The following is a 17,948-nucleotide window of genomic DNA, read 5'->3' on the forward strand; positions in this document are numbered from 1 at the left end:
CAGGACGGCCCAAACTGCAGGCCATCCCGTTAGAATGCAGGCCGTCCCAACACACAAGCCGCCTGCAGTCCCGCAGGGCGGCTTACCTGATGGATTTAGTCCTCGTCCTGTTGCTTATTCTTCTCAACGGCGTTTTCGCCATGTCCGAAATCGCCGTGGTCTCGTCCCGTAAGGCCCGCCTGCAAAACCTTGCCGACGACGGCAGCCTGGGGGCCGAAGCGGCCCTGGCCCTGAACCAGGAACCGTCCAGCTTCCTGTCCACCATCCAGGTCGGCATCACGCTGGTCGGCATTCTCAACGGCGCGATCGGCGAAGCCGCGGTAGCCGATCCGCTGGCCGCAATGCTTACCGGTGTCCCCCTCCTCGCCCCTTACGCCAAGGGGATCGCGCTGACCATCACCGTAATCGGCCTGACCTACTTTTCCGTCGTGGTCGGCGAACTGGTACCCAAGCGCCTGGCCCTGCTGGCACCGGAAGGCATCGCCTCGCTGATCGCCCGGCCGATGATGCTGCTGGCCCGTGTCACCCACCCGCTGGTGGTGATCCTGTCCGGCTCCTGCTCGGCCATCCTGCGCATCGTCGGCGCCCGCCGCAAGGAGGAACCGCCTGTCACCGACGATGAAATCAAGGTTTTGATGGAACAAGGCGCCGAAGCCGGGGTCTTCCACGAAAGCGAGCAGGAAATCGTCTCCAACGTGCTGCGGCTGGACGAACAGCGCATCTCGTCGATCATGACACCGCGCCGGGACATGTCGCTCATCGACCTGGAGGAAGACGAAGCCACGATCCGCCAAAACATCGTCGATACTGAATTCTCCCGCCTCGTGGTGTGTCGAGGCGGCCTGGAGCACGTCGCTGGCGTGCTGCAGACCGGGGATCTGCTAAAAAAGGCGCTGCCGGGCCACGGGATCTCGGTGGCGGACGTGGAGTCCGTGCTGCATCCGCCGCTGTTCGTGCCCGAATCAGTGACGACAACCCAGCTGCTCGAGAGCTTCCGGCGAGCCAAACTGCAGTTTGCATTGATCATCGATGAATATGGCGACGTACAGGGCCTGGTCACCCTCACCGACGTGCTGGCCGCGATCGTCGGCGAGCTGTCGGTGCCGGACGCGCCGGAGGACAGGGACATGCTGCAGCGGGAAGACGGCTCCTGGCTGGTGGATGGCGACGTGGGCATCGAGCGCCTGAAATCGGAACTCGACATTGCTGACGATCTGCCGGGCGAGGAAGAACGCTCCTTCCACACCCTGGGCGGGTTCCTGATGTATGCGCTGGGCCGGGTGCCTGCGCCAACCGATCATTTCGAAGCCGCCGGCTGGCGTTTCGAGGTCATGGACATGGACCGTAACCGGGTGGACAAGGTGTTGCTGTCGCCCTCCGCGAAGCGGGTCGATACGGCTGAGCGCTCCACGGCCTGAGGATCAACCGGAAGGCGGTACGCCAGATAAGGTTTTCTTCCGTCAGGGCGAGCCGATGCAACAGACCGCAAGCCAACATGCATCACTGACCGGTTTCGTCGAGCCTGTCGACTCGCGCCGGCTCGCGCGCGTCATCCGCATTCTTGCCGGGTGCATCACGTTCCTCGGCATCGTGGTTCTCGCCGGTTGGTATGCGGACATCCCCACCGTTCGCTCGCTGAGCCCGGGGCTGGCGTCGATGAAGGCCAACACCGCGGCGAGTTTCATACTGGCCGGAATCGCCCTGTTCTGCCTTACCCGCCCCGGCACGCAGCAGTTCGCCCGCGGAATAGGTCTTGTGCTGGCGCTGTTGGGGCTTGCCCTTGGCGTGCAGGAGCTCTTCAAGCTCGACCTGGGGCTGGACAACCTTTTCGTCGATTTCCGGCGTGCCCCCGGTGAAACGTCGGGGCGGATGTCCGCCGCATCGGCGATGTGCCTGACCCTGAGCGGCCTGGCCCTGGCGACCGGCCGCAATCCGCTGGGCGACCGCTTGTGCCGTTACGCCGCCGGGCTTGCCGGCTTCCTCGGGCTGACGGCGGTTTTCGGCTACCTCTTCGATGTCGAATCCTTTTATCGCCTCGGGCCGTACAGCAATATGGCGGGCCACACAGCGCTCGGATTCGTGCTGCTCGCCCTCGGCATCGTCCTCGACCGCCTTCCCTCCGGCGGTTTCGGCTGGCTTTCGCGGATTGCGGTAGGCACCGCCATTGCGGCGTTGTTGATCGTCGGCTGGATCGTCACCGACCGCTTGCGCAGTGTTAACGCAGCCGACCGCCTTGAAAACCACACTTGGCAGGTCATGCTAGGGGTGGAGCAGTTCATGACCAGCCTGCTCGCCGCAGAATCGGCCGAGCGGGGATATACGGGCATCGGCGATGAGCATTTTCTGACGGCACACCGGGCGGCGCTTGCCGATCTGCGCGCCCACCTCAACGAGGTGCGGCGCCTCACCGTCGACAATCCAGCCCAGCAACGGCGGCTGCAGGAACTGGAAATCCCGCTTACAGAAAAGCTGGCGGGCATGGACCTCACCATCGCCCAGCGCCAGAAACTGGGTACCGAAGCCGGCCAGGCATCTCTCCGGGATTTCTGGCGCGAAGGCCACATGGACGACATACAGCTGGCTGTCAGTGACATCCTGGACGAAGAAAAACGCCTGCTCCGGCAACGCCAGGAAGCCAAGGAGCAGACCGCCGGCCACGCCCTCACACCCCTGATCCGAGGGGGCATCTTCGGCATCCTCACCTTACTCGCGATCTTCTTGCTGCTGTGGCGCGAGAACAGCCGCCGGCAGGCCAGCCAGGCCGCATTGCGCGAACACCGCGCGCAACTTGAAGAGCTGGTCATCGAACGGGATAACGCACTGACGCTGGCCATTGCCGGCGCCGACCTCGGTACCTGGAGCCTTGAAATAGGGACCAATATGGTGGTGGCGTCGGCCCGTTGTCTGGAGCTCTTCGGCATCGAACCCCGCAACAGCATGCCGCTAGAGGATGTCGTCCGCCGCATCCATCCCGAGGACAGGGAGATCATGCAGGCCGCCCTGGGCGACGCCATCTCGAACGGCACGGTATACCGATGCGAATACCGGGTCGTGTGGCCTGACGGTTCGCTGCACTGGCTGGCAGCTTCCGGGCACGCCTCGCGAGAAGAACTGGGGCATGCCCCGCTTCGCATCAGCGGTGTCGTGCTCGACGTCACGGAACGGAGGCTGCACGAAGAGGAATTGCGGGAAAGCGAAGCGCGATTCCGCAGCTTCTTCGAGAACATGGCAGTCGGGGCCGGCCAGCTCGACGCCCGCGGCCGCTATCTGGATGTCAACGAACGCTACTGCCAGATCACCGGCTACAGCCGGGATGAGCTGCTCAACGGTATGGGGCCCATGGACATCACTCATCCGGATGATCTACCGGCAGACCGCGAGCGGATCGCCCGCCTGCTGGCTGGCAGACATCTCTACGACGCAGAGAAGCGCTTCATCCGCAAGGATGGACAGATCGCCTGGGTACACATCACCGCATCCACCGTCCTTGATGCCGACGGCTCCGTCAGCTATGTGACCGGCGCGATCGAGGACATCACGGCCCGCAAGGCCGCCGAGACGGCGCTGGAGGACAGCCGGCAGCGCCTGATCAACTACAACCAGGACCTGGCGCGGGAAGTCGAGGCACGCACTGCGGAGCTGTCCGAGCGCCAGCGCGAGCTGCAGGCCGCCAAGGAGACCGCCGAACAGGCCAGTGCCGCCAAGAGCGCCTTTCTGGCCACCATGAGTCACGAGATCCGCACGCCGCTCAATGCCATTCTGGGTACCGTGCAGATCCTCGAGCGCGGCACCCTCGACGACGATCAGCGCTATCTGGTCCGCAATCTGCGCACAGCCGGGCGTGGACTGCTGGAGCAGATCAACGATGTACTCGATCTGTCGAAGATCGAAGCCGGTCACTTCGAGCTGGAGCACAGCCCCTTCGTGCTCCACAACGTGATCAGCAATCTGGTGGACGTGCTCTCCCCGGTGGCGGCCGCCAAGGGCATCGCATTGGAGTGGGCGCCCCTGCCGGAAGTCGCCGCCACACTGATCGGCGATGCCCAGCGGGTTAGCCAGGTGCTCTACAACCTTACCGGCAATGCGCTCAAATTCACGTCGGAAGGCCATGTGGCGGTCTCCGTGCAGGCACTCAGCGAGGAAGCCGGCTGGATCACCCTGCGTTTCGCGGTTCGCGATACCGGCATCGGCCTTGCCCCCGAGCAACGGGAGCGGGTCTTCGACGCCTTTGTGCAGGCCGACGAGTCGACCCAGCGCCGTTACGGCGGCACCGGCCTCGGGCTGGCGATCTGCCAGCGGCTGGTGACATTGATGGGCGGACAGATGGGTGTGGACAGTCGTCTGGGGGAAGGAAGCGAGTTCTGGTTTACCGTGCCTTTCGAAATAGACGGTACAACGGTTCAGGAATTGCCGGCCAAGCTGACCGACAGCGAAGGTCCGCGGCTCGCCTGCCTGCGGGTGCTGGTCGTGGACGACAGCCCCGTCAACCTGGACATTGCCCGCCGTCTGCTTGAACTGGAGGGGGCCCACTGCACGGTCGCGGAAAGCGGCCGGGCGGCCATCGCCAAGCTCAGTGCGGCGCCGGATGCCTTCGATCTGGTCCTGATGGACGTGCAGATGCCCGAGCTGAACGGCATCGACGCGACGCAGGCGATCCGGTCCATACCCGCACTGGCTGCGCTCCCCATCATCGCGCTGACGGCCGGCGCCCTGCCGAGCCAGCGGGAACGCGCCATACACGCAGGCATGAACGACTTCCTCACCAAACCCTTCGAACTCGACACCCTGGTCGCCACCGCCCATCGCTGGGCAAGCCACGCAATCAAGACCGGCTCAGCCGCTGTACTTCAAGCACCGGTGAAAGCGACGAACTCGTTTCCGGACATCGCTGGCATCGATACCGCAGCAGTCAGTCGACGCCTGCTCGGGGACCGTGCGCTGTTCCTGTCGGCGCTGACGCGACTGCGCGACGAGTTCTTCAACGTCGTCGATGAAATCCGCACGATGCTCGCACACCACGATCTCGATACGGCACGGCAACGCATGCACAAGCTGCGAGGCGGCGCCGGCAACCTGTCGGCCGTGGCAGTCGCGGAGTTCGCCGCGCGGCTCGAAACCGCTTACGAGGGCGGTAACGCAGCGGCTGGCGAGGCAGACCTGCTTCAGCTTGACGCCGCCCTGACGCACCTGTTCCGCTCAGCCAAACCCTGGCTATCACCGCCTCCCGCGACGGCGGCCGCTGACAACGTCGCGCCGATTACTGATGATGCCCTGTCCCACCTGACGGCATCCCTCCGAAGCAACGACTTCGCCGCACTCAGCGAGTTCGAAGCCCTGCATGCCGGACTGGTGGCACGTTTTGGCGCTGCCGCGATCGAACCCGTCGCAACAGCGGTGGAAGGCCTGCGTTTCAAACCCGCGCTCGATCTACTGCAGGCCCTCGCGGAATAGCCCCGAGGCTATCCCCAGCGACGACCTCCCCCACCGGCGAGACGGCGCTGCACGTATAGATGCGCGGTTCCTAGTCGGCCTTCTTCACGGCGATGGCGTCATCGGGATCATCCAAACCCCAGTCCCCATGGCAATACCAGTCGTCGCCGAGCATCTCGGCCGGATGCAGGGTGCGCCCCGATCCATTACCGCAGGCCAGGGAGTCCGCCGGGCAGTATTTGTCGCAGCCCCAGCAGATGCGCTCCGGATGGGCCGGGTGCAGCGGAAATTTCTTCGCCATCACTGCTCCTCATACATATTGTTGAGCAGTTTACTCGGCTATTTCTTGCTAACTTTGATCCTGAGCAAGAAGACGAGCGATGGCACCGCCACTCTCCTCCACTCAAAGGTTTACGCTTTCCCCTTGCTGCGCCACATGCACATCGCGCCACCCCAGCTGCGCCCCGATCGCCTCGGCAAAATGGGCAGCCGCATCGGCCTCGCCATGAACCACGAAGGTGTGGCGCGGCGGCGCATGGAAGCCCTTCAGCCAGCCGATGAGCCCGGCCTGGTCCGCATGGGCCGAGAGGCCACCCACCGTGTAGATACGCGCCCGCACCGGCACAGCCTCACCAAAGATATGCACCAGCCGTGCCCCATCCACCAATCGTCGGCCCAGCGTTCCGGCGGCCTGAAAGCCGGCGATCAGCACGCTGCACTCGCTGCGCGGCAGGTTCTCGCGCAGGTGGTACTTGATACGCCCTGCCTCGCACATGCCGCTGGCAGAGATGATCACCGCACCGCTGCGGACTTCGTTGAGGGCGCGGGACGCCTCGACGTCCGCGACGAACTCCACCTTCATCCTGTCCGGGTGCTCCCGCAGCCAGGCGGTCAGTTCATGGGTCTCATCGTCGAGCAGCGCGGGATGGGCCAACGTGATGCGGGTAGCCTCGTTGGCCATCGGCGAATCCACATACACCTTTTGTGGCGGCAACCGTTCCCGGCGCACCAGATCCGCCAGGATGTAGATGATCTCCTGGGTACGCCCGACCGCGAAAGACGGAATGATCAGGTTGCCATGACAGGCGTGGGTCCGGCCGAAGGCCGCGACGATCTCGTCTTCCGTTTCCTGCAGGGGCCGGTGCAGACGGTCGCCATAGGTCGATTCGATGAGCAGCACATCGGCGGTCGGCACAACGGGCTCGGGATCGTTCAGGACCGGCCGGTCGCGCATGCCCAGGTCGCCCGAGAACACCAGCTTGCGCGGCTTGCCCTCTCCTCCAACGGTGACTTCCAGCCAGGCCGAACCGAGGATATGGCCCGCATCATGGAAACACACCTGTATGCTTTCGGCCGGCTGGATGGGCTTGCCGTAAGCCGCTGGTCGCAGCAGCGGCAAGGTCGCCTGGGCCTGGGCCACGGTATACAGCGGCGGATGCACGCCTCGCCCGTTCTTGCCGCTGCGTCGCTGGTGACGCAGCTGCCACTCGGATTCCTTTTCCTGGATATGGGCGCTGTCGAGCAGCAGCACTTCGAGCAGGTCTATGGTCGCCGGTGTCGCATAGATCGGGCCACGGAAACCCAGCACTGCCAGGCGCGGCAACAGCCCGGAGTGGTCGATATGGGCATGGGTCAACAGCACGAAGTCGATCTTGCGGACATCAAAGCCGAAATCCAGCGCACGCTGGTTCTTCAAGCGGGCCTCGCCACCACCCTGGAACATTCCGCAATCGACGAGGAAACGTACGTCGCCGGTTTCTACCAGGGAGCACGAGCCGGTCACTTCACCGGCCGCGCCAAAGAAACTGATACGCATTTTTGACCGCCTCCTTTCGCGTTCAGCATGAACCTCCGTCCATCCGAACGCAAGGCTGGACGGGCCTTTCAGCCGATGGACACGCCGATCAGCGCCCCGCTGCCATAGGTGACGCCGGCCGCCGCCGCACCGATCAGGATCTGCCGCGCCGCCGAATACCCGGGGCTTCGCCCGCTGAATAGAGATGTCGCCAGCCCTATCCCGCCCAGGCCAGCCGTACTGAGAGACAGGCTCCAGGCCAAGCCCGGCGGGCCGCCGGTAAAGAAATACGGCAACACCGGAAAGATCGCACCGGCCGCAAACAACGCAAACGACACCGCCGCGGCGCTCCACGGGTTGCCGCCCATCTCGGCGGGATCGATACCGAGCTCCTCCCGCACCAGCGTATCGAGCGCAGTATCCCGGTCACGCATCATGTCTCGTGCCACCCGCTGGGCATCGTCACGGGCCAGACCCTTGGCCTGGAAGATCAGCGCCAGTTCCTTGCGCTCGGCCTCCGGGTTTTCCTCCAGCTCCTGACGCTCTTGCGCCACACGGGTGGACGCGAATTCGCGGGCATTCGTCACCGACAACCATTCCCCCAGCGCCATCGAGACAGCCCCCGCGATGAGGCCGGCCAGACCGGTCAGCAGAATGGTGTTGGGGGACGCTCCCGCGCCGGCAACCCCCATCACCAGGCACAGACTGGACACCAAGCCGTCGTTGGCACCGAGCACTGCTGCACGCAACTCGTTGCCCGAGCCACGCCCATGCCAACGCTCGGCCCGCGCGATATCGGCGCCGACATGCCCGCCCCTCCGATTCACCGCCTCGATGATCGCCGCGTGGGAGCGTTCCTCCCCGGACAAGGCCTCCGCATCGGGCTGGCCGGCATACTTGTCGCGGTCGGCAAATTCCGCCGTCGCCAGGGCCGGCAACACGAAGTGCGGCCCGAAGTGCCGGGCCAGCCACACCAGCATCCGCGTGCGCAGCCCTGGCGCATGGGCTTCGACGCCGACTCCTGCTTCATCGAGCTTGCCGCGCCAATGGGCTGCATGGCTCAACTCGGCCTGGGAGAGTTGCTGGAAGAGATCCTGGCGCACCGGATCCGTCTCGGCCCGGGCCAGTCCGGCATACAGCGCCGCGCCATCCTGCTCGTCGCGCCAGTTCCGGTAATAACGCTCGACATCCTTGTCCATGGCCAGCACCCTCCAGCCGATGGGGCTATTGGCAATCGTCGCTGGGAGGATGGCCGCTGACACCATCGATCAATCCGGAAGCATCCTCGAGATAGTCCCGCGTATGCTCCAGCGCTTTGCGGTGCAGGCCGTTGGCCGGATCCCTCAACAAGGCATTGACGCGCTCCAGCCAGTAAGCGCAGTCAGGGTCGTGGGCGTGCAACGCCTGATTGATCACGTCGATCGGATATGAACTCATCGTATTCAAGTATCAAGCCCGAGGTGGGTAGTCTACCACCGTCGGATCGACGCAAATATTGGGCTGGATCAAGAGTGGGCGGGCCTCTGACCGAAATGATCCGGCAGATCTGCAACGAGAGATCCACATGATCTCCATGTGGTTCCAGAAAGCAAAAACCCCGGCAAGCGCCGGGGTTTCTACCAATCGACTCACGACTGCCGACAGCCATCGGCAGCGTCAGGACTATTCCCACTCAATCGTTGCAGGCGGCTTGCCGCTGATGTCGTACACGACGCGGTTGATGCCGCGGACTTCGTTGATGATGCGGTTGCTGACCTTGCCGAGCAGGCTGTGGGGCAGTTCGGCCCAGTGGGCGGTCATGAAGTCCTGGGTCTGCACGGCGCGCAGCGCGACGACGTATTCGTAGGTGCGGCCGTCGCCCATCACCCCGACGCTCTTCACCGGCAGGAAGACGGCGAAGGCCTGGCTGGTCTTGTCGTACCAGTCGGCGGCGCGCAGTTCGTCGATGAAGATCGCGTCGGCGCGGCGCAGCAGGTCGGCGTAGTCCTTCTTCACTTCGCCGAGGATGCGCACGCCCAAGCCGGGGCCGGGGAACGGGTGGCGGTAGACCATCTCGTGCGGCAGGCCGAGGGCAATGCCCAGCTCGCGGACTTCATCCTTGAACAGCTCGCGCAGCGGTTCGAGCAGCTTGAGATTGAGGGTTTCGGGCAGGCCGCCGACGTTGTGGTGGCTCTTGATCGCGTGGGCCTTGCCGGTCTTGGCGCCGGCGGATTCGATCACGTCCGGGTAGATGGTGCCCTGGGCCAGCCACTTGGCGCTGGGCAGCTTGGCGGCCTCGGCCTGGAAGACTTCGACGAACTCGCGGCCGATGATCTTGCGCTTGGCTTCGGGGTCGGAGACGCCCTTCAGGTGGCCCATGAACTGCTCGGTGGCGTCCACGTGGATGACCTTGACGCCCAGGTTGCGGGCGAACATCTGCATGACCATCTCGCCTTCGTTGAGGCGCAGCAGGCCGTTGTCCACGAACACGCAGGTGAGCTGGTCGCCAATCGCGCGATGCAGCAGCGCGGCAACCACGGAGGAGTCGACGCCGCCGGACAAGCCGAGGATCACCTCGTCGCTGCCAACCTGGGCGCGGACCTTCTCGATGGCTTCGTTCACGTAGTCCGGCATGTTCCAGTCGTGCTCACAGCCGCAGATCTCATGCACGAAGCGGGCAATCATGTCCTTGCCCTTGATGGTGTGCGTGACCTCCGGGTGGAACTGCACGGCGTAGAACTTACGCGACTCGTCGGCCATTGCGGCGATAGGCGTGGATTCGTTGGAGGCGATGACCTTGAAGCCCGGCGGCAGCCCGGTGACCTTGTCGCCGTGGCTCATCCACACGTCCAGCAAGCCGTGGCCTTCGTCGTTGGTCCGGTCCTGCACGCCGCGGAACAGCTCGGAATGGCCGCGGGCGCGGATCTCGGCGTAGCCGAACTCGCGCTTGCCGGAGCTCTCGACCTTACCGCCAAGCTGGCTGGCCATGGTCTGCATGCCGTAGCAAATGCCGAACACCGGCACACCGATCTCGAAGACGGCCTGCGGCGCCTTCCATTCCGTGGCCTCGTAGACCGAGTTCGGACCGCCAGACAGGATGATCCCCTGGGGCGCGAAGTTACGGATGAAGTCGTCCGACACGTCGTACGGGTGGATTTCGCAGTACACCTGCTGCTCGCGCACGCGGCGGGCGATGAGCTGGGTGACCTGGGAGCCGAAATCGAGGATCAGGATTTTCTTGTGCACAGCGGTTCCGTTGGATGAAAACGAGTAATCGCGAATTATAGCGTCTGAGGCGCCAGGACGCCCTGCTTGAACGCTGCCGCCTGCGCAATCGAGTACGGCGCTCAGCAAGCCGCGCATGCGTCGCCAGTGGGAGCCTTCCCAGAACACCCGCCCGCAGCCCTCGCAGCGGGTGAAGCGTTCGTGGCAGCGACGAACCGATTCGGGCAGGCGTTCCAGCACGTCGGCCTTCTGCTCCGGCAGCAGCGGCGCATTGCATTCCAGGCAGCGGGAAAAGGGCCGACAAGCGGGCGCCAGCGGCAGCCGGGCGGCCAGCTCATGGAACTGCGCATCCGGCTTGAGCGCACGCACGTAGCAGCCGCGGGCGATCGCCTTGTGCATCAACAGCGCCCGGTCGCGGGTCAAGACGATGCGTTGTTCGTGCTTGGCGATGGCGGCAATTTCGGGGTCCGCATAATCGTTGCGGAACAGAGTGTCGAAGCCCGCCATGCGCAAGCGGTGGGCCAGCGCACCGAGGTGGGCATCGGCGATGAAGCGCAGCTCACCCGGCGGCATCGTCGAGGCATCCACCGGATGCACCCGGACGTCCGCGCCCTCCTCCAACCTGTCTTCCAGCCCGGCTGGCTTGCCATTAACCCGCACCATGCCGATTTCCGTATGCGGCACGCCAAGCGCCTCGATGGCATGCTTGAGCGTCACCGTCGTAACCAGCTCGACATCCCGCGGGCACCCCCGCTGCGGCCTCGGCAGAAAGTCATCCAGCACACCGAGAAAATGGAAGCGGACAAGCATGATGGTTCAGTCGTCCCGCAGATCCCGGGTCAGCGGGACGAAAGTGACGGTCAGCACGTTGCGGCTGGAGATGCCGCCATCCATGTGTTTCTCAATGAGTTTCAACGTCTGGAAGGCATGGTTCAAACCCACCGGAATGACCAACCGCGCACCAGGCTTGAGTTGCTCGACAAGAGGTGGCGGCACGGTCGGTGCCGCCGCGGTGACGACGATCCCGTCGTAAGGTGCGTGCTCAGGCCAACCGTCATAGCCATCACCATGGCGGACCTCCACGTTGGCGTAGCCGAGACCGGCGAGGCGAGGCCCCGCCTCCTGCGCCAGCGCCGCAATGATCTCCACGCTGAACACCTGCCCTGCCAATTCGGCCAGCACGGCGCTCTGGTAACCCGAGCCGGTGCCGACCTCCAGGATCGTCTGCCCAGCACGCGGCGCGAGTAGTTGGGTCATCAACGCCACGATGAAGGGCTGCGAGATCGTCTGGCTGTGGCCGATGCCCACCGGCCCGTTTCGAAATGCCAGGTAACGCACGTCCTCCGGCACGAAGGCTTCCCGTGGCACTGTCGCCATGGCAGCCAGCACGCGTGGGTCCAGCATATCCAGCCCGGTCTCCCAGCGGGTGGCCGCCAGCTCATCGGCAATGTCCGCCAGCATCCGCGCCCGGCCACCCTTGCCGTAGTCATCCGGAAACCTGGGCATCCGCCGCACCTCCTACCCGTATGTGGAAAAGATGCAATGCCGCCGTGGATCAGCACTGCCTGCCCCGGTAGACTGTCGGGCTACGCCAAAAGTTACGCCGAACGGCGCAACCGGCACGATTTTCCGTCGCCCGCAGGCCGGGCGCGTTTTACGAAGAGCTGGGTAACAGATTGACTACAAAAGAACAAACGGGCAGCCAGAAGTCGCTCGACGAGCTCCTGCAGGGCCATACGCCGATGATGCAGCAGTACTTGCGCATCAAGCACGAACACCCCAACACCCTCCTCTTCTACCGGATGGGCGATTTCTACGAGCTCTTCTTTGAAGACGCAGAGAAAGCCGCCCGCCTGATGGACATCACGCTGACCACCCGCGGCAGCTCCGCCGGCCAGCCGATCAAGATGGCCGGCGTACCGCACCACGCGGTCGAGCAATACTTGGCACGGCTGGTGAAGATGGGGGAGTCGGTGGTCATCGCCGAACAGGTCGGCGACCCGGGCGCCACCAAGGGACCGATGGAGCGCGCCGTGTCGCGCATCGTCACGCCGGGCACACTCACCGACGCGGCCCTCCTGGACGACAAGGCCGACGCACCGCTGCTGGCCGTCAATCTGCACCGGGGCGTGCTGGGCCTGGCCTGGCTCAATCTCGCCAACGGGGATTTTCGCGTGCTCGAATGCGATGCGCCGCAACTGGCCGCCCAGTTCGAGCGCCTGCGCCCAGCCGAGGTGCTGATCCCCGACGGCCTGCGCCTGCCGCTTCTGGAGCACCTGGCTCCCAGCCTGCGCCGCCTGGCCGACTGGCAGTTCGACGCGGAAACCGCCCGCCGCCTGCTCACCGCCCATTTCGGCACCCGCGACCTGGCCGGCTTCGGCGCCGACGAGATGCCGGTGGCCCTGGCCGCCGCCGCCGCGCTGTTCGACTACGCCCGCGCCACCCAACGCCAGGCCCTGGCCCACATCACCGCCCTCACTGCCGAGCGCGACAGCGCCTACCTGCGCCTGGACGCTGCCACGCGGCGCAACCTGGAACTCACCGAAACCCTGCGCGGCGAGGCGGCACCGACGCTGCTGTCGCTGCTCGACACCTGCGCGACCAGCATGGGTTCCCGCTGGCTGCGCCACGCGCTGCACCACCCGCTGCGGGATCGCGCCGCGGCGGCCCACCGCCACGTGGCCGTCGGCGAGCTGGGCGAAGGTCCGGTGGAGCCAGTGCGTCGCATCCTGCGCGGCGTGTCGGACGTGGAGCGGATCACCGCCCGCGTCGCGCTGCGCAGCGCCCGTCCGCGGGATCTGTCGGCGCTGCGCGACAGCCTCGGCCGCCTCGCCGAACTGCGCGCGGCCCTCGGCACGCCGCAGGCGCCGCTGCTGGTGCATATGCTCGACGAGCTGGCCACACCGGACGACGCCCTCGACCTGCTCAGCCGCGCGATCGCACCGGAACCCTCCACCGTGCTGCGCGACGGCGGCGTGATCGCGACCGGATTCGACGCCGACCTGGACGAGCTGCGCGGCATTCAGACCAATTGCGGCGCCTTCCTGCTGGAACTCGAAGCCCGTGAGCGCGAGCGCACCGGCATCGCCAACCTGAAGGTCGAGTTCAACCGGGTGCATGGTTTCTACATCGAGATCTCCGCGGCCAACGCCGCCAAGGGCGAACTGCCGGAAGACTACCGCCGCCGCCAGACCCTGAAGAACGCCGAGCGCTTCATCACGCCGGAGCTGAAGGCCTTCGAGGACAAGGCCTTGTCGGCGCAGGAACGCGCGCTGGCCCGCGAGAAGCTGCTGTACGAAGGCGTGCTGGACCAGCTCGCCGGCGACATTCCGCGCTTCCAGCGTATCGCCCGCGCCTGTGCGCTGCTCGATGGCCTGTCGGCCTTCGCCGAAGCGGCGGCGCGCTACAACTACGCGATGCCGGCGTTCAGCGAACAGCCGGGCATCGAGATCGTCGGCGGGCGCCATCCGGTGGTCGAACGGCAGGTGGAGAACTTCATCGCCAACGACACCCGCCTCGACCCAACCCGCCGCATGCTGCTGATCACCGGCCCCAACATGGGCGGTAAATCGACCACCATGCGCCAGGTCGCGCTGATCGTGCTGCTCGCCCACGTCGGCTGCTTCGTGCCGGCGAGCGCGGCGCGCATCGGGCCCATCGATGCGATCTTCACGCGCATCGGCGCCTCGGACGACCTGGCTTCCGGGCGCTCCACCTTCATGGTCGAGATGACCGAGGCGGCGGCCATCCTGCATGGCGCCACCGACCAGAGCCTGGTGCTGATGGACGAGATCGGCCGTGGCACCTCCACCTTCGACGGCGTCGCGCTGGCGGTCGCCATCGCCCGCCACCTGCTCGACAAGAACCGCTGCTGGACGCTGTTCGCCACCCACTATTTCGAGCTCACCCGCCTGGCCCAGGACTACCCGGAGTGCGCCAATGTGCACCTGGACGCCGTCGAGCACAACCACGGCATCGTTTTCCTGCACGCCCTGGAAGAAGGGCCCGCCAGCCAGAGCTACGGGATCGAGGTGGCCGCACTGGCCGGCATTCCGTCGGCGGTAGTACGCGACGCCAAGCGCCGCCTGCGCGCGCTGGAAAACCGCGAGATCAGCGCCGGTCCGCAAGCCGACCTGTTTGCCAGCCTGCCGCCGGAAGAACCCGAAACCACCGGCCACCCGGTTCTCGGCGCGTTGGCGACCATCGACCCGGATGCCCTGTCGCCCCGGGAAGCCCTGGAAGCCTTGTACGAACTCAAGCGCCTGACCGCATGAAGACGCTCGCCCCCCTCGCCCTCGTCTGCTCCGGCGCGCTGCTCGCGCTATCGGCGTCCGCTGCCGAGCCTTTCAGCTTCGGCCTGTTCGGCGATACGCCGTACAACCGCTTCGAGCGCCTCGCCCTGCCCGGCCTGATCGCCGAAATGAACGCCGAACCGCTCAAGTTCGTGCTCCACGACGGGGACATCAAGAACGGCGGCGAGCGCTGCGACGATGCTCTGTTCGAGGACCGGCTGCAGCTGTTCCAGACCAGCTTCCACCCCCTCGTCTTCGCTTTTGGCGACAACGAATGGACCGACTGCCACCGCAGCAACAACGGCGGCTACGATCCGCTGGAGCGGCTCGCCACGCTGCGCCGGCTGTTCTTTGCCGAGCCGGGCCGGACGCTGGGGCAGAACCCGATGAAGGTGGAATCCCAGGCGAGCATGCCCGAGCATGCCGCCTACCGCGAGAACCTGCGCTGGCAGATCGGCCCCGTACTGTTCCTATCCCTTAACGTACCGGGCAGCGACAACAACTACGGCCGCGGCAACCAGCCCAGTGATGAGTTCATGCAACGCAGCGCCGCGCTGAAAGCATGGATTGCCGACGGCTTTGCGCTGGCCCGCAGCCGCGGCCTGGAAGGCGTGATGCTGGCCATGCAGGCCAATCCGGATATCGAGGACTTCAGCCAGGGCAAAGCCAACAAAGGTTACCGGGCCCTGCTGGAACAAATCCTCGCCGAGACGAAGCGCTTTCCCGGGGAGGTCCTGCTGGTGCATGGCGACACGCACTTTCAACGCGTCGACAAGCCCCTTCGCGATCCAGCCAACGGGGACGTGGTGAAGAACTTCACCCGCCTCGAAACCTTCGGCTCGCCCTTCATGGGCTGGGTGAAGGTGGACGTGGAGCCCGGGAGGCTGCCCCTGTTCCGCTACACCGTGCTTCCTTACACCCCGGCCCGGGCCGACAACTCTAGATAAGGTGCTCAGCGCTGCTGTGGGTTCATGCGCCCCATGACCTGCTCCAGCGCCCGCCGCACGCTGTTGGCCGCCGCGTTGACGCCATCGGTCGCCGCAACTTCACTGACCACGTGATAATGCAGCACCAACAGACCGCGCAGCTTGCCCCAGGCAACCGGGTTCTCCGACGGGCACAGGCTCTGGTCGCCGCGTAGTACAGCCTCGGCGATGCCGGGCTCCAGCAGGCTGATGTCGCACAGCTGGGCCAGACGGGCGATTTCCAGGTCGATGGACAGGAGTTCCGCGTCGTGGTTTTCGAAAGTGGCCATGGGGTGAGGCTCCGCAATGATTACCAGCCCATATTACCGCAGCGCAACAAACAAATCGTCATGACCGTACCCATCGATATCAGCGAAGAATCCGGCGTCCGCTACCTGCATTTCGGCTCGGTGTGGGTGCAGGGCGCCATGCGCATCCGCAAGCCAGCCGCACTCGAACTCGAATACACCCGCGAGATGATGGCCGGCCTGCTGCTGCGGGCCGAGCCGTGGCCCGAGCGGGTGCTGTTGATCGGCCTCGGCGCCGGCTCCATCGCCAAGTTCATCCATCGTCACCTGCCCCAGGCCCGTACGACGGTCGTCGAGATCGCGCCTGAAGTGCATGCGGTGGCCAGCCAGTATTTCCGACTGCCGCCCGAGGACGAGCGGCTGCAAGTGCTGATCGGCGACGGCGCCCATTTCGTCGCCAACGACGACAGCCAGTGGGACCTGATCGTCGTGGACGGCTTCGATCGCAATGCCCGCGCCGGGGAACTCGCCAGCCAGGCTTTCTACGAGGCCTGCAAGGCGCGGCTGTCGCCCAACGGCCTGTTGAGCGTCAACCTGTTCGGGCAGATCCGCGGCTTCAAGACGCAACTCAAGCGCCTGGGCGAGGCCTTCGACGATCGCGTGTTCGCGCTGCCGCCCTGCCCCAGCGGCAACGTGGTGGCCTTCGCCCACGGCGGCAATCCGGTGGACACCACGCTGGCCGCGCTCGGCGAACGCATCGCCGGGGTCAAGGCAGCGACGGGCCTCGACCTCAAGCCGACCCTCAAGCGACTGGAAAAGTCGGGGCAATTGCCGGACGGCCGGATCGCCTTCTGATGGAGCGCGTGGACTGCGTGGTGATCGGTGCCGGGGTCGTCGGCCTGGCCTGCGCCCGCGCTCTTGCCCAGGCCGGCCGTGAAGTGCTGATCCTCGAAGCCACGGAACGTTTCGGCAGCGGCATCTCAAGCCGCTCCAGCGAGGTGATCCACGCCGGCCTCTACTACCCGACGAACTCCTGGCGCGCGCGTCTGTGCGTGGCGGGCCGCCAGGCCTTGTACGCCTATTGCGCCGAGCGCCCCATCCCCCATCGCCGCACCGGCAAGCTGCTGGTGGCAACGGACGACGCCCAGCTGCCGCAGCTGGACGCCATTGCGAGCCGTGCCGCAGCCAACGGCGTGACTGGTCTGCGCCGCCTGCACGCCGACGAAACCACCGCCCTGGAGCCGCAACTGCGCTGCGTCGGCGCATTGCTGTCGCCGGACACCGGCATCATCGACAGCCACGCGCTGATGCTGTCCCTGCTCGGCGACGCGGAAGCGGCCGGCGCCACGCTCGTCACCCACAGCAGGGTGCTGCGCGGCGAGCGCATCGGGGATGGCTTTGCGCTTGAGATAGGTGGCAATGCGGGGATGAAGCTGCGAGCCCACAGTGTGATCAACGCTGCTGGCCTCGGCGCGGTGCCGCTGGCCCGCCGTTTTGACGGTCTGGCCGCGGCACGCCTGCCGAAGGCCCATTTCGCCAAGGGCAATTATTTTTCGCTGCAGGGCAAGGCCCCATTCAGCCACCTGATTTACCCGATCCCGGAAACCGCCGGGCTGGGCGTACACCTGACGCTGGACCTGGGTGGCCAAGCCCGCTTCGGCCCTGACGTGGAATGGATCGATGCGCCGGACTACAGCGTCACGCCGACGCGCGCCGAGTCCTTCTACCCGGCCGTGCGCCGCTACTGGCCCGGCTTGCCGGACGGCGCGCTGCTACCCGCTTATGCAGGCGTGCGACCGAAGATCCACGGCCCCGAAGAGGCTGCCGCCGATTTCATGCTGCTTGGCCCGCGGGAGCACGGCGCGCCCGGCCTCGTCGAACTGTTCGGTATCGAATCGCCGGGCCTCACGAGTTGCCTGGCGCTGGCGGATGCGGTGCTGGCCGCGCTGGGCCAGGCCTGAGCGAATCCAGGGTCGGGCTGCACTCAACTCAGCCCTCCCCGCGGGGGGCAAGG

Annotated in this window: 13 protein-coding genes and 1 pseudogene; 6 read left to right on the top strand and 8 right to left on the bottom strand. The window is 65.7% G+C overall.

Going from position 1 to position 17,948, the window contains the following annotated elements; all coding sequences use genetic code 11:
- Window positions 1–89: 89 nt before the first annotated feature.
- Complete coding sequence (locus AC1PQG_RS12565) at window positions 90–1,418, top strand: hemolysin family protein (protein WP_481122871.1); 1,329 nt, start codon at window positions 90–92, stop codon at window positions 1,416–1,418.
- Window positions 1,419–1,473: 55 nt separating this feature from the next.
- On the top strand, window positions 1,474–5,451 hold the full coding sequence (locus AC1PQG_RS12570; RefSeq protein WP_481122872.1) for a PAS domain S-box protein: 3,978 nt from the start codon (window positions 1,474–1,476) through the stop codon (window positions 5,449–5,451).
- Between the two features lie 70 nt (window positions 5,452–5,521).
- Here the strand turns inward: AC1PQG_RS12570 and AC1PQG_RS12575 are convergent, their stop codons facing one another.
- The 7 genes and pseudogenes from AC1PQG_RS12575 to AC1PQG_RS12605 form a co-directional block, all read right to left on the bottom strand.
- A complete protein-coding gene (locus AC1PQG_RS12575) occupies window positions 5,522–5,731 on the bottom strand; it encodes a DUF3079 domain-containing protein (RefSeq protein WP_481122873.1) in 210 nt (69 codons plus the stop codon).
- A 102-nt stretch (window positions 5,732–5,833) separates the two neighbouring features.
- Complete coding sequence (locus AC1PQG_RS12580; RefSeq protein ID WP_481122874.1) at window positions 5,834–7,246, bottom strand: MBL fold metallo-hydrolase RNA specificity domain-containing protein; 1,413 nt, start codon at window positions 7,244–7,246, stop codon at window positions 5,834–5,836.
- Window positions 7,247–7,314: 68 nt separating this feature from the next.
- A complete protein-coding gene (locus AC1PQG_RS12585; protein WP_481122875.1) occupies window positions 7,315–8,424 on the bottom strand; it encodes a VIT1/CCC1 transporter family protein in 1,110 nt (369 codons plus the stop codon).
- Window positions 8,425–8,449: 25 nt separating this feature from the next.
- Entirely contained in the window at window positions 8,450–8,662 is a 213-nt protein-coding gene (locus AC1PQG_RS12590; protein WP_481122876.1) for a hypothetical protein, read from the bottom strand.
- Between the two features lie 225 nt (window positions 8,663–8,887).
- Complete coding sequence (guaA, locus tag AC1PQG_RS12595) at window positions 8,888–10,450, bottom strand: glutamine-hydrolyzing GMP synthase (RefSeq protein WP_481123001.1); 1,563 nt, start codon at window positions 10,448–10,450, stop codon at window positions 8,888–8,890.
- A gap of 120 nt (window positions 10,451–10,570) precedes the next feature.
- Window positions 10,571–11,239: pseudogene (locus tag AC1PQG_RS12600) on the bottom strand (Mut7-C RNAse domain-containing protein); the annotation flags it as partial.
- 6 nt (window positions 11,240–11,245) lie between these two features.
- Window positions 11,246–11,935, bottom strand: a complete 690-nt coding sequence (locus tag AC1PQG_RS12605) for a protein-L-isoaspartate(D-aspartate) O-methyltransferase (protein WP_481122877.1) — start codon at window positions 11,933–11,935, stop codon at window positions 11,246–11,248.
- 239 nt (window positions 11,936–12,174) lie between these two features.
- Here AC1PQG_RS12605 and mutS point away from each other — a divergent pair, with 239 nt between their 5' ends.
- Window positions 12,175–14,703 carry a DNA mismatch repair protein MutS gene (mutS, locus tag AC1PQG_RS12610; protein WP_481123002.1) on the top strand — a complete coding sequence of 843 codons (2,529 nt, stop codon included), beginning with the start codon at window positions 12,175–12,177 and terminating at the stop codon, window positions 14,701–14,703.
- Window positions 14,700–15,668: a hypothetical protein gene (locus AC1PQG_RS12615; RefSeq protein WP_481122878.1), complete on the top strand. Its 969-nt coding sequence runs from the start codon at window positions 14,700–14,702 to the stop codon at window positions 15,666–15,668. Before mutS ends, AC1PQG_RS12615 begins: the two co-directional genes overlap by 4 nt.
- Window positions 15,669–15,673: 5 nt before the next feature.
- Here AC1PQG_RS12615 and AC1PQG_RS12620 read toward each other — a convergent pair whose 3' ends face one another.
- Window positions 15,674–15,976 (bottom strand): hypothetical protein, encoded by a 303-nt coding sequence (locus AC1PQG_RS12620; protein WP_481122879.1) that lies wholly within the window; start codon window positions 15,974–15,976, stop codon window positions 15,674–15,676.
- Window positions 15,977–16,036: 60 nt separating this feature from the next.
- Here AC1PQG_RS12620 and AC1PQG_RS12625 point away from each other — a divergent pair, with 60 nt between their 5' ends.
- Window positions 16,037–16,789 carry a fused MFS/spermidine synthase gene (locus AC1PQG_RS12625; protein WP_481122880.1) on the top strand — a complete coding sequence of 251 codons (753 nt, stop codon included), beginning with the start codon at window positions 16,037–16,039 and terminating at the stop codon, window positions 16,787–16,789.
- Window positions 16,789–17,895 carry an NAD(P)/FAD-dependent oxidoreductase gene (locus AC1PQG_RS12630; RefSeq protein WP_481122881.1) on the top strand — a complete coding sequence of 369 codons (1,107 nt, stop codon included), beginning with the start codon at window positions 16,789–16,791 and terminating at the stop codon, window positions 17,893–17,895. Before AC1PQG_RS12625 ends, AC1PQG_RS12630 begins: the two co-directional genes overlap by 1 nt.
- Window positions 17,896–17,948: the final 53 nt, after the last annotated feature.

This window comes from Zoogloea sp. GDB6, from assembly GCF_056724105.1.

Bases quoted from the DNA above. Each gene is read 5' to 3' on its own strand.
- AC1PQG_RS12565 (WP_481122871.1), top strand. From the start codon at position 90: ATGGATTTAGTCCTCGTCCTGTTGCTTATTCTTCTCAACGGCGTTTTC.
- AC1PQG_RS12570 (WP_481122872.1), top strand. From the start codon at position 1,474: ATGCAACAGACCGCAAGCCAACATGCATCACTGACCGGTTTCGTCGAG.
- AC1PQG_RS12575 (WP_481122873.1), bottom strand. From the start codon at position 5,731: ATGGCGAAGAAATTTCCGCTGCACCCGGCCCATCCGGAGCGCATCTGC.
- AC1PQG_RS12580 (WP_481122874.1), bottom strand. From the start codon at position 7,246: ATGCGTATCAGTTTCTTTGGCGCGGCCGGTGAAGTGACCGGCTCGTGC.
- AC1PQG_RS12585 (WP_481122875.1), bottom strand. From the start codon at position 8,424: ATGGACAAGGATGTCGAGCGTTATTACCGGAACTGGCGCGACGAGCAG.
- AC1PQG_RS12590 (WP_481122876.1), bottom strand. From the start codon at position 8,662: ATGAGTTCATATCCGATCGACGTGATCAATCAGGCGTTGCACGCCCAC.
- AC1PQG_RS12605 (WP_481122877.1), bottom strand. From the start codon at position 11,935: ATGCCCAGGTTTCCGGATGACTACGGCAAGGGTGGCCGGGCGCGGATG.
- mutS (WP_481123002.1), top strand. From the start codon at position 12,175: ATGCAGCAGTACTTGCGCATCAAGCACGAACACCCCAACACCCTCCTC.
- AC1PQG_RS12615 (WP_481122878.1), top strand. From the start codon at position 14,700: ATGAAGACGCTCGCCCCCCTCGCCCTCGTCTGCTCCGGCGCGCTGCTC.
- AC1PQG_RS12620 (WP_481122879.1), bottom strand. From the start codon at position 15,976: ATGGCCACTTTCGAAAACCACGACGCGGAACTCCTGTCCATCGACCTG.
- AC1PQG_RS12625 (WP_481122880.1), top strand. From the start codon at position 16,037: ATGACCGTACCCATCGATATCAGCGAAGAATCCGGCGTCCGCTACCTG.
- AC1PQG_RS12630 (WP_481122881.1), top strand. From the start codon at position 16,789: ATGGAGCGCGTGGACTGCGTGGTGATCGGTGCCGGGGTCGTCGGCCTG.